The following is an 11,731-nucleotide window of genomic DNA, read 5'->3' as shown; positions in this document are numbered from 1 at the left end:
CTCCAGCACCACCCGGACGCCCATGGAGAACGCCACGTGGTGGGGCGGGCGCCCGTCGCCTCGGGCCATCATCTCCTCGGTGACGCGCTCCAGGTCATCCACGTGGACGCGCAGGGCGTAGTCACCATTGACGGACAACTGGCTGCGGCCGTGGCCCCGGTAGTCCCAGTGCACCACCCGGTGGTCCTGCTCCAGGTCCGCGACGATGTAGCGCCAGAAGTTCTCCGACGTGCCGATACCGTTGGTGAGCAGCACCCCCGGCCGGGAAGCCAGCGCCGACTCCGCCTCGTCCTCCGGGACATTCCCCACATGCGTGTGGTACGCGACGCGGGTGCCATCGGGGGCGGCGGTGAAGCGGGAGAGTCGACGGTAGGGCATACCCGCGCACCATTCGGCTGCTCCCCTGGCGGCGCAAGCCCGACGTTCACTAATCGGTGGTCACGACGTGTGCGCCGAGCCCCAGGGAGTTCATCCCCGCACTCAAACGTTCCCTTCCGCCCCATGTCCCTCCCCCCTCCCCCTTCTCCCCTCGCGCGCTGGCTCGTTCCCCGTTCCCCGGGCCCGGAGGCCCCTCCGGCCGTCGTGGCCGTGGGCACGATGAACTTCGGCGCTCGCACGCCCGCCCCCGAGGCCGCGCGAATCGTGGCCCGTGCCCTGGAGCGCGGGGTGCCCTTCTTCGATACCGCCAACTCGTATGGCAACGGCGAGGCCGAGCGCCTCCTCGGCCAGACGCTCCGGGATCGGCGGGCGGAGGTGGGCCTCGCCACCAAGGTAGGGCTGGCGCGCGTCCGGGGGAAACCCGAGGGCCTCTCTGGAGCGCAGGTGACGCGGGCGCTGGAGGACAGCCTGAAGCGGCTCGGGACGGAGTACGTGGACGTGCTCTACCTGCACGCGCCGGATCCGGCGACACCGATGGAGGAAACCCTGGAGGCCGTGCACGGGCTGCTGCGCGCCGGCAAGGTGCGCCACTGGGGCGTGTCCAACCACGCGGCCTGGCGGATATTGGAGCTGAGCGGGCTGAGCGAGGCGCGCGGACTGCCCCGCCCGGCGCTCTCCCAGGTGCTCTACAACCTGCTGGTGCGCCAGGTGGAGGTGGAGTACCTGCCCTTCACGCGCCGCTACCCGCTCCACACCACCGTCTACAACCCGCTGGCCGGGGGACTGCTCTCGGGACGGCACGTGGCGGGCGCGCCCATCCCCTCGGGCTCGCGCTTCGACGGCAACCGCCTCTACCAGCGCCGCTACTGGTCCGAGCGCCTCTTCGAACTGGCCGGGCACCTGAAAACCGTGGCCGAGGCGGCGGGGCTCTCGCTGCTGGAACTCTCCTACGCGTGGCTGGCGGGGCGGCCCGGGGTGGACTCGGTGCTGGTGGGTCCGGCGACGGTGGAGCATCTGGACGCCGCGCTGGACGCCTGCGCGAAGCCGCTGCCGCCCGAGGTGGTGGCGAAGGCCGATGACGTGTATCGGGAGTGGCTGGGTACGGACGCCACGTACGCGAGGTGAGCATGCTGGCGGTGGATGTGGAGACCTTCGACCTGTCGGGCCCGCTGGCGCACTACGCCGAGCATGGCTACGCACGCCTGGGCCGGCTGCTGGACGCCCAGGGCCTGGAGGCGCTGCGAGAGCGCGCGGACGACCTGATGCTGGGCCGGGTGAGCTACCCGGGCTTCTTCTGGCAGATGGACGCACCGTCGGGCCGGTACGAGGACGCGCCGCTGGGGCTCGGCTGGCAGGGGCCCTCGCTGGACTACCGGAAGCTGGAGAAGCTCGAGAAGGATCCGCGCTTCCTCGCGTGGATGGAGAACCCGCTCTTCGAGCGCCTCGCCCGGATGCTCATCCCCGGGGACATTTGCCTCTACCGGGCCATCCTCTTCCACAAGGGCGAGCGCGGCGGGAGCAACCTGCCGTGGCACCAGGACGGAGGCAAGCTGTGGGGCCTCACGAAGGACCCCGAGCTCCAGCTGTGGACCGCGCTGGATGACGCGCCGCTGGACGGGGGCTGTCTGGAGGTGGTGCCGGGAAGCCACCGCTGGGGGCTGTCCAATGCGCTCGGAGGCGTGGTGCCGCCAGAGCAGGTGGCGGAGCGCGGAGCGGATGCGCTCGCGGTACCGCTGCCGGTCGAGGCTGGCGAGGTGCTGCTGATCCACAACTACGTGTGGCACCGCTCGGGGCCAAGCCGCACGGGCCAGCGCCGCCGGGGCTTCTCGGCCTGCTACATGAGCGCGGAGACACGGTGCGTGCGCAAGAAGAAGACCCCGCGCGACTTCTTCCCGCTCTTCCGCCACGGCTCGCGCTGAGCCGCGGCGGGCGCCCTACCCCGTCTTGTTGAGCCGCGTCTTGCGGTAGGCGGGCAGGCTGATGCGGAAGGTGCTGCCCTTGCCCACCTCGCTGGTGGCGGAGATCTCCCCGCCGAAGCCAGTGATGATGCCGTGGCAGATGGACAGGCCGAGCCCGGTGCCCACGCCCACCGGCTTGGTGGTGAAGAAGGGATCGAAGATGCGGCTGAGCACCTCGGCGCTCATGCCACAGCCGGTGTCCCTCACCTCGATGACGGCGTGGTCGTTCTCGGGGCGCAGGGAGACGCGGATCTCGTTCTTGTCCGACTGGCCCTGCGGAATGGCGTGGGCGGCGTTGATGAGCAGGTTGAGGACCACCTGACCCAACCGAGCCTCGCTGCCCTCCACGAGCGGCACCTCGTTCACGTCCTTCACCACCGTGGCGCGGTGGCGCAGCTCGCCGCGGGCCAGCGCCAGGGCGGAGTTGATGACGCGGTTGAGGTCCACCGCCGTGGGCTGCTCCTCGTCGCCACGGGAGAACGTCTTGAGGTCCTGGACGATGAGGCGGACGCGGTTGACGCCCTCGTTCGTTTCCTCCAGCACCTCCTCCAGCTCGTCCAGGCGCCCCGCGGGCAGCAGCGCGGAGATCGCGTGCAGCTCCTCGGTGAGGAAGGACAGGTTGGAGATGACGAAGGCGAGCGGGTTGTTGATCTCGTGCGCCACGCCCGCGGCGAGCGTACCCACCGAGGCCAGCCGATCCGCCACCACCAGGCGCGCTTGAATCTGCCTGCGCTCGGTGAGGTCGCGCGCGCTCACGAGGGTGGCCGGCTGGCCGGCGAAGACGAGCCGCAGGCTGCTGATCTCCGCCGTCATCACCCCGCCGGTGGGCGGCTGGAAGCGGATCTCCCGGACGCGCGGGGCGCCCCGGCTGGGCAGACCATCCAGCGTGCCCGCGGCGACGGTGCGATCCTCGGGGAAGACGAAGTCCAGCAGCGAGCGACCCACCAGCTCGTTGGCGGGCAGACGCAGGAAGGCGCACGCCGCGGGGTTGACGTAGAGCAGCGGCCCACCGCGGTGGACGAAGATGGCCTCGGGCGAGCCCTCGATGAGGGCGCGAAAGCTCTCCTCGGAGCGGCGCAGCGCCTCCTCGGCGGCCTTGCGCTCGGTGATGTCGAAGGCCACGCCTCCGAGGAAGCGCCGGCCCGAGCTGTCACGGGCGATGAAGCGGTAGGTGAGGAACTGGCGCGGCTCGCCGTCCGGCGTGGGGATGATGCTCTCGGAGACCGAGGGCTGCCCGGACTTGAAGGCCAGGTCGTCCTGCTCGTGCAGGTGCGCCACCGTCTCGGGCGGCATGATGCTTTCGTCCGGGATGGTGCTCACGTCCACGCCGGGCGGCAGCCCGAAGAAGCGCCGGAAGGGCTCGTTGGCGAAGACGCGCCGGCCCGCCTCGTCCTTCATGTACGCCAGCGACGGGTTGTTGTTGAGGAACGAGTCGAAGAGGTGCTGGCTCTCCTGGAGCGCGGTGACGATCGACGCCACCTCGGTCATCAGGGCCTGCTTGGCGGCGTGCTCGGCCGCGTTGCCCATGGCCGCGCCGAGCAGACCGGCCATCAGCTCCAGCGTGCGCTCGTCCGAGTCCACGAAGGCGTACGGCACCTGCGCGACGATGCTCAGCACGCCCACCGTCTGGTTGTCGCGCTTGAGCGGCACGTTGAGCATCGAGCGGATCTTGTGCCGGCGCGCCACTGGCGCGTTGACGCGAGGATCCCTCTCGGTGTCATCGCTGCGCATCACCTCGCCGCGCAGCACGCTGGAGCCCGCCATGGTGCTGCCCACGGGGATGCGCGCGCCCTGGAACTGCGAGGAGTAGCCCGTGCAGACGCGGTAGTACATCTCCTCGCCCTCGATGAGCCCCACCGCCGCGCCACCGGCACCGCAGAGGATCATCGCCCGCTCGGAGATGAGCCGCATCACCACGTCCAGATCCAACCCGGCCAGCGCGATGTCGTTCTGCGTCTGGATGATGGCCGCCAGCCGCTCGATCTCCCCACGCGCCGACTCCTCGTGCGTCTGCCGCCGCATGAAGGCGTAGCTGCGACGCTCGAGCAGCTCGACGCGGGCGCGCACGTCCCGGGGGTGGAAGGGGGCCACCAGGTAGTCGTCGACGCCGATCTCCAGCAACGGGGAGACCTCTTCGTCGTCCGTGCTGGAGGCCATGCCGAGCACGGACACCTCGGCGGCACGAATCTGCGCGCGCAGGCGGCTGAACCACTCGGACTTCTCGCGGACCTGATCGGCCCCGACCACCAGCACGTCCACCAGGGAGATGGTGGCGGCCGTTACCTCGGGTCCCGAGGCGACCACGACGTCATGGCCCATTCGGGCGAGCTCCGCCCCGATGGGATGGTCACCGTCGCGACTGAGGAGGAGGAAGCGCATGGAGGACGGAGCGGATTCTGAGGAAACGGGAGATTGCTAGATCGAAGCCCTTCCGGTCCACCAGCAGGAACATATTCCGGAAAGACAGCTGCGCTGCCAGGGCAAGCCTACCCTCGTTCCCCATTCGCGGGGGAGAGGGAGGCGGAGTCCAGAGGCAGATGATCGCCTGGGAGCTTGGGAAGCGACCAGGGCTCCCCTTGAATGCCGGGTGTGCGACGTTTGCGGGGCTTGGACCTGCTCACTGGTGGTCGTCTTGACCCGGGTCAGGACGCTCCCCCCTGGCATCCCAGGCGGAGCGCCCTATCTCACCCCGACGTCAGCCAGGCAGGCGGACGTGGGGCGAGTGCTCGGGGCGGGGTCGGTCCGGGGGGTAGGTCGGATGAAGTACGTCATGGCGGTGGGGCTGTGCATGGTGGCGCTCGGCGCCTGGCAGGTGACGACGTTCAACCCGGAGGAGGAGCGGGAGGAGACATCGAGCGCGGAGCTCTTCGGTCCGGACGCCCTGACGGTGATGACGCGAGGCCTGTCGACGGGGGCGGGCCTGGAGCGGCTGCTGGAGGCGCCGGGCACGGCGGAGTCCTTCGCTGCCCTATCGCGGGCGGACGTGTCCACCCACGTGCGGCGGCTGGCGGATGAGATCCAATATGCCCGGCCTCACCTCATCGGGCTCCAGCAGGTGAAGCAGGTACGGCTCCAGTCGCCGGGGGACGCCATCTTCGGTGGAACCCAGCCGGCGGAGTCGCTGTACCTGGACCTCCTGCCGGTGCTGCTGAGCGAGCTCCAGGCGCGCGGACTGCACTACCGGGAAGTGGCCCGGGTGCGGAACGCGGATCTGGAGGTGCCGCTGCTGACCAGCGCCGCGCCGACCTTCGACGATGTGCGGGTGACGGACTTCGACGTCATCCTCGCGAGGGCGGACGTGGACGTGAGCGGGGCGCGGATGGGCCACTACCGGGCGCGCCGTGAGGAGGACCGGCCACGGGGTTGGGCGTCGGTGGCGGCGACGGTGGAGGGCCGCAAGTATCGCTTCGTCAGTACGCACCTGGAGCCGGCGCCGGACGAGACGGGCCTGCGGGTGCAGCTGGCACAGGCGGAGGAGCTGATTGGCTCGCTGCGACGCGAGTCGCTGCCGGTGGTTCTGGTGGGGGACTTCAACACGCCGGCCAACCTGGGTCTGGTGGGCGCACCGACGTACCGGGAGCTGTTGCTGGCCGGCTACGTGGACGTGTGGACGCACCGCAAGGAGAAGGTGGCCTGGAGCAGCGCGGCGCTGGACGTGCCCCGGCGGGAGGAGCGCCTCAACCTGGTGCTGGTGCGCAACCCGGTGACGCCCCTGCCGAGGCAACTCGGCCCCGTGCTGGCCTACGGGGTGGGCAGCGCGCTGGAGGAGCCGAGGTTCGGCCCCTGGCCGTCGGACCTGACCGGGGTGGTGGCGCGGCTGCGGATGCCGCTGGCGACCGTGAGGAACTGAGCGACTCCACCGGACTACACTGGCGAGCGTGAGTACCCCCTCGGGAGTCCTGGTCGCCGAGCAACCCCATTACCTGCCCTGGCTGGACTTCTATGAGCAGGTAGCGAGGGCGGACACGCTGCTGGTGCTGGACAACGTGCAGTGGCTGCGGCGTGGCTGGCAGCGGAGGGCGCGGGTGGGACTGCCGCCGGGTGCTCCCCTGCCCCCTCCGAGCGAGCCCGCCTTCCAGTGGCTGACGATTCCTCTGGAGGGCGCGCACCGGGACACGCGGATCTCCGAGCTGGCGCTGGACACGAGCCAGGCGTGGACGCGCAAGCACCTGGCGACGCTGACGATGCTGTACGGACGCAGGCCGTACTTCCGCACGCAGGTGCTGCCGCGGCTGGAGAGCTTCTACGAGGAGGCCGCGAAGGAGCGGGGCCCGGGTTCGCTGCTGCGCACGCTGCTGGCGAGCATGGCGCTCTTCTACGAGCCGCTGGGGGTGAAGCCACGAGTGACGCTGGCCTCGACGCTGGACCGCTCGCACCCGGACAAGACGGGACGGCTGGCGTCGTACTGCACGCAGTTGGGGATGGACACGTACTACTCGGCGGTGGGGTCGCTGTACCTCAAGCCGGGACCCTTCCGGGAGGCCGGGGTACGGCTGCTGTGGCAGAAGTACCGCTATCCGCCGTACGACCAGGGACACAAGGGAGAGCGCTTCGTGGTGGGCCTGTCCATCGTGGACGTGCTGTCGAATGTGCACGTGGACGAGGTGCGCCGCTGGCTGGAGCCCTCCCCCTGGGGACCTTTCGCGAAGTCCCCTCCCCCTCCGGGAGAGGGCTAGGGTGAGGGTACCCGAGCCCGTGCTCCCGACCTGACGCCTCAGCGGCCCTTGTCGAACCGGACGAAATAACTCCGCACGGCGGAGTCGACGAGGTCCTGATCGAGCTGCGGCTCCACGCCCAGGTAGCGGGCCATGTCGATCATCTGATCGAGCAGGTCGCGAGGCTGGCACGCGGCGAAGCGGCGGCCGGCGGGCTTGTAGTGCTTGTCGATGAGGTACTGCACCATCTCCGAGTCATAGGGCACGCCGCGCTTCTGGCACATGACGTCGAAGATCTGATGGAACAGCTCCTCGTCGGGGGGCTGCACCTCGAGCTTGTAGCGGACGCGGCGCAGGAAGGCGTCGTCGACGAGGTCGCTCGGATCCAGGTTGGTGGAGAAGGCGGAGAAGACGTCGAAGGGGACCTGGACCTTCTTGCCGGTGTGGAGGGTGAGCATGTCCACGTCGCTCTCGAGCGGGACGATCCACCGGTTGAGCAGGTCCTTGGGGGAGACCTTCTGCCGCCCGAAGTCGTCGACGAGCAGCATCCCGTTGGTGGCCTTCATCTGGAACGGGGCCTCGTAGTACTTGACCTCGGGGGAGTAGACGAGGTCGAGCATCTCGAGGGTGAGCTCACCGCCGACGACGACGAGGGGCCGGCGGCAGCGGACCCAGCGCCGGTCATAGGAAGGCGAGCCGGACTCCTCCTCGATGGGCTTGTGGAGGATGTTGTCGAAGATGCGGACGACGAAGTCGTCGATGAGGATGGCGTGGGGGATGAAGATCTCCCCCTCGAAGCAGTTGACCATGCCCTGGCAGATGGCCGTCTTGCCATTGCCGGGGGGCCCGTAGAAGAAGATGGCGCGGCCCGAGTTCATGGCGGGGCCGATGCCGTCGAAGATGTAGTCGCGGATGATGAGGTCGCCGAACTTGTCCTCCATCCGCTGACGGGTGATGCGGTTGCCGCGGATGGATTGCTTCCTCACGGCCTCGACCCACTCCTGGATGGGGATGGGAGCGGGGCCGTTGTAGCGATTGCGATCGAGGATCTGCCGCAGCACGTCCGTGGCGAACGTGGTGAGCTGGTAGATCATCGTGGACTTGCCCACGCCCGAGCCGCCACCGCCGCGGATGTCGATGTACTTCTGCCGGCGCAGGCCCTCGAGGGAGTCCTCGATGACGGAGGTGGGCAGCTTGAGGCGGTTGGCGATGTCCATGCCCCGCATCTCGCCGGCGTAGAAGATGGCCTTGAGGATGAGTTCCTCGACCATCGTGGCGTTGAGGCCGGTGTCCGCGAGCGAGCGTGGCTGGGCGGGCCAGAACCGCCAGGCACCGCCACCATTGGTCCCTCCCTCGTCGGCGGGGGCGGCCATGGCGGCACGGCGCTGGGCGGTACCGGCGGATGTCCGGCGCTCGGGAGCCGCGCCTCCAGGGGCGGCGGAGCGACGATCGACGGGGATGGGGGGCAGCTCCATGCTCGGCACGGGCGGGGCCGCACGCCTGTTGTCCATGGGCACCGCCGCCATGTCGATGCTCGGCACGGACGGGGCCATGCGGCGCTGAAGCTCGCCGGGCAGGGGGGTGACCTCCATGCTGCTGGCCACGGGCGGGGCCGTCCGCCGCTCCATGGGCACGGACGCCATGTCGATGCTCGGCACGGCCGGGCCACGCTTGTCCCCGGGGACCGGGGGAAGCTGCTCCGTGGGGAGCTGGGCCATGCGGCGCTGCTCGGGAGACGCGGGGCGGCGCTCGAGGAACGGGCTGGGTCCGACGGGACGGCGCTCCGGGGCACCCTGCTGGGCCGGGGGCCGCGCCGGAGTCCCCTGGGCCGGGCTCGCCCCGGTGGGCACTCGGGGCCGAGGAGGCGCGGCGAGCACGTTCCCAGTGGAGGCGCCCTCCTTGGGAGAGGGTGGGTGCGTATCGGTCGGGTACTCGGGGGGCTCGAATCCGGGGGGCGATGCCCCCGGCCTCCGCTGCTCGGCCATGCTTGCTCCGGGTTGAGATCGCCGACTCTAGCAGGAAGTGCCGGCGATAGCGGATCCACGACCGCCAGAAGGGGGGCGAGACACGGCTTCCCCGGTACCCGCTCGGTGCTAGCTTGCCTGGTATGAGCTTCTTCCAGGACGCGCCGAGGCTAGGGAACCAGTACGACGACGACGCGCTGCTCCAGAGCTATCTCGCCCGGGTACTGCCGCGAGACATGCGGGCCGGGCTGGAGGGCGAGCTTCGCGAACTGGGCGAGCTGGGTGGCAAGCACCTGTACGAGTTCCAGCTCAAGGACCGGCTGAACGAGCCGGAGCTGACGCAGTGGGACGCCTGGGGCCACCGGGTGGACCACATCGAGGTGTCACCGCTGTGGAAGGAGGCGGAGGCGCTGGCCGCGAAGCGGGGGCTGGTGGCGGTGGCGTACGAGCAGAAGAGCGGCGAGCTCTCGCGGGTGCACCAGTTCACGCTGAACTACCTGGTGCAGCCGTCGCTGGACGTCTACTCGTGCCCGCTGGCGATGACGGACGGGGCGGCGCGGACGCTGTTGTCCCTGGGGAACCAGGACCTGATCCAGCGCGCCCTGCCCCACCTGACGTCGAGGGATCCGTCGACATTCTGGACGTCGGGGCAGTGGATGACGGAGCGGACGGGCGGCTCGGACGTGGGGCTGACGCAGACGGTGGCGAGGCAGTCACCGGAAGGCTGGAGGATGTACGGGACGAAGTGGTTCACCTCGGCGACGACGGCGCAGATGGCGCTGACGCTGGGGAGGCCGGAGGGGAACGGACCCGGGGGCAAGGGGCTGGCGATCTTCTACGTGGAGACGCGTGGGGCGGACGGGAGGCTGAACGGGATTCAGATCAACCGGCTGAAGGACAAGCTGGGGACGAGGAAGGTGCCGACGGCGGAGCTGACGCTGGACGGGACGGTGGCGGTGCCGGTGGCGGGCCTGACGGACGGCATCCGGAACATGGCGTGGATGCTGAACGTGACGCGCACGTGGAACGCGATGGGCGCGACGTGGAGCATGAGGAGGGCCTTGGCGCTGGCGAGGGACTACGCGCGCAAGCGGGTGCAGTTCGGGGCGCCGCTGTCGGAGAAGCCGCTGCACGTGGACACGCTGGCGGGGCTGGAGGCCGAGTTCCACGGAGGCTTCCTGCTGGCGTTCCGGGCGGTGGAGCTGCTGGGGAAGCTGGAGGCGAGGACGGCGACGGAGGAGGAGTTGCTGTTGCAGCGGCTGGTGACGCCCTTGGCGAAGCTGACGACGGGGCGGCAGGTGGTGCACGTGACGTCGGAGGCGGTGGAGAGCTTCGGCGGGGCGGGCTACGTGGAGGATACGGGGCTGCCGAGGATGCTGGCGGACGCGCAGGTGCTGTCCATCTGGGAGGGGACGACGAACGTGCTCTCGCTGGACACGCTGAGGGCGATGGCGAAGGGGGGCTCGCTGGAGGCGCTGTACGCGGACGCGGAGCGGCGGCTGGGGGGGGCGAAGGACGCGGGCCTGCGGCCGTGCGTGGAGGCGGTGCGCGACTCGCTGGAGAAGGCGCGGTCGTGGGTGATGAAGGTGATGGAGAACCCGGCGGGGGTGGAGGCCGGGGCGAGGCGCTTCTCACTGACGCTGGGCCGCACCTACGAGCTGGCACTGCTCGTGGAGCACGCGCAGTGGTGCCTGGACAACGGGCACGGCCCAAGGGCCATGGCGGCGGCGCGGCGGCTCATGCGCAACGGCGTGGACCTGATCGAGGACATGGACCTGGACGACTCACGGTTGCTGGCGTGATCAAGAAAGAAAAATTCACCCATCCACACCATCACAGCAATTCCAGGCCCTGGCGCACAAGTCAATCAAGCTGGGCTCCGTCTCGCGCGAAGCGCACCAACTCCTGAAGGATGTCCGGCCGGTCGAGCACATCGTTGTGGTGCTTGCCTTCGAGAATGCGCGTGGTGGCGTTCGGAAACAGCGTTCCCATCCGCTGCCCCATATCCACGGGGATGACCTCGTCTCGAGTCCCGTGGATGATGAACACCGGCAACGTCAGCCCAGGCGCCTTGGCCGCGCTGTTGAATGGGTCCCTCACGAGCAGGCTCGCGGGCAGCCATGGGAAGACTCTCGCTCCCACCTCCACGATGGAGGTGTAGGGCGTGATGAGCACCAGCCGCGTGCCGTGGCCCCGCTTCGCCATCTCGACCGCCACACCCGACCCGAGTGACTGTCCCTGCAACACCGTACGCTCCCGAGGCACGCCCAGGTCCCGGTACAGGTGCTCTAGCGCGGCCTCCGCCGCCGCGTAGATACCCTTCTCGGAAGGCCCCTGCCCCACCGCCGCGAGCCCGTAGCCCGGATACTCCACCGCGTAGAAGCCAAGCCCTGCCTCCTGAAATCGTTGTGCCAGCCACGTTCCATCCGCGAGCTGCTCGCCGTTGCCGTGGAAGTGCACCACCGTCGGAGCCCCCTCCGGCGCGGGCACATGCAGCGCATAGACCGTCGACCCCTCCGATCCGGGAATGTGCAGGAGCGTGGCACCGGGCAGCTCCGGCTCTCGTGCCCCAGGAGGGACCGGGAACACGATGTGCCTCTGGTTGAGGAACACCAGCACGCACAGGCCCACGTACGCGATGACCAGAGTGGCCAATACCAGGAGCAGCATTCGCCTCGCCCTTTGGAGAAGACGTCCCATGGCGGAACCTTAACGCACCAGCGTTCTCATCCCTACTCAGGATCCAAGGCCCAGGCGCCCTCTTCCCAGCGCTTCA

The 11,731-nt window shown here is 69.6% G+C and carries 9 protein-coding genes; 5 read left to right on the top strand and 4 right to left on the bottom strand.

Features of this window, described 5'->3' with window-relative positions; all coding sequences use genetic code 11:
- On the bottom strand, positions 1-378 hold a 378-nt coding region (locus VF794_RS03600), incomplete at its 3' end, for an alpha/beta fold hydrolase (protein WP_331107726.1).
- Positions 379-501: 123 nt separating this feature from the next.
- On the opposite strand from VF794_RS03600, the gene VF794_RS03595 reads away from it, so the two are divergent.
- Both VF794_RS03595 and VF794_RS03590 read left to right on the top strand, forming a co-directional pair.
- A complete protein-coding gene (locus tag VF794_RS03595) occupies positions 502-1,503 on the top strand; it encodes an aldo/keto reductase (RefSeq protein WP_331107724.1) in 1,002 nt (333 codons plus the stop codon).
- A gap of 2 nt (positions 1,504-1,505) precedes the next feature.
- A complete protein-coding gene (locus VF794_RS03590) occupies positions 1,506-2,297 on the top strand; it encodes a phytanoyl-CoA dioxygenase family protein (RefSeq protein ID WP_331107722.1) in 792 nt (263 codons plus the stop codon).
- A gap of 15 nt (positions 2,298-2,312) precedes the next feature.
- On the opposite strand, the gene VF794_RS03585 is transcribed toward VF794_RS03590, so the two are convergent.
- Complete coding sequence (locus tag VF794_RS03585; protein ID WP_331107720.1) at positions 2,313-4,655, bottom strand: ATP-binding protein; 2,343 nt, start codon at positions 4,653-4,655, stop codon at positions 2,313-2,315.
- Between the two features lie 439 nt (positions 4,656-5,094).
- Here VF794_RS03585 and VF794_RS03580 point away from each other — a divergent pair, with 439 nt between their 5' ends.
- Complete coding sequence (locus VF794_RS03580; protein ID WP_331107718.1) at positions 5,095-6,186, top strand: endonuclease/exonuclease/phosphatase family protein; 1,092 nt, start codon at positions 5,095-5,097, stop codon at positions 6,184-6,186.
- Positions 6,187-6,214: 28 nt separating this feature from the next.
- On the top strand, positions 6,215-7,012 hold the full coding sequence (locus VF794_RS03575; RefSeq protein WP_331107716.1) for a WbqC family protein: 798 nt from the start codon (positions 6,215-6,217) through the stop codon (positions 7,010-7,012).
- A gap of 38 nt (positions 7,013-7,050) precedes the next feature.
- On the opposite strand, the gene VF794_RS03570 is transcribed toward VF794_RS03575, so the two are convergent.
- Positions 7,051-8,976, bottom strand: coding sequence for an ATPase (locus VF794_RS03570; protein ID WP_331107714.1), 1,926 nt, complete (start codon positions 8,974-8,976; stop codon positions 7,051-7,053).
- 122 nt (positions 8,977-9,098) lie between these two features.
- Between VF794_RS03570 and VF794_RS03565 the strand changes: the two genes are divergently transcribed.
- Positions 9,099-10,757: an acyl-CoA dehydrogenase family protein gene (locus VF794_RS03565; RefSeq protein ID WP_331107713.1), complete on the top strand. Its 1,659-nt coding sequence runs from the start codon at positions 9,099-9,101 to the stop codon at positions 10,755-10,757.
- Between the two features lie 61 nt (positions 10,758-10,818).
- Here the strand turns inward: VF794_RS03565 and VF794_RS03560 are convergent, their stop codons facing one another.
- On the bottom strand, positions 10,819-11,625 hold the full coding sequence (locus tag VF794_RS03560; protein WP_331107711.1) for an alpha/beta hydrolase: 807 nt from the start codon (positions 11,623-11,625) through the stop codon (positions 10,819-10,821).
- Positions 11,626-11,731 lie beyond the last annotated feature (106 nt).

The sequence above is a fragment of the Archangium sp. genome, from assembly GCF_036389735.1.
Taxonomy (GTDB): Bacteria; Myxococcota; Myxococcia; order Myxococcales; family Myxococcaceae; genus Archangium.
This window is presented reverse-complemented; position numbering and strand designations above follow the sequence as displayed.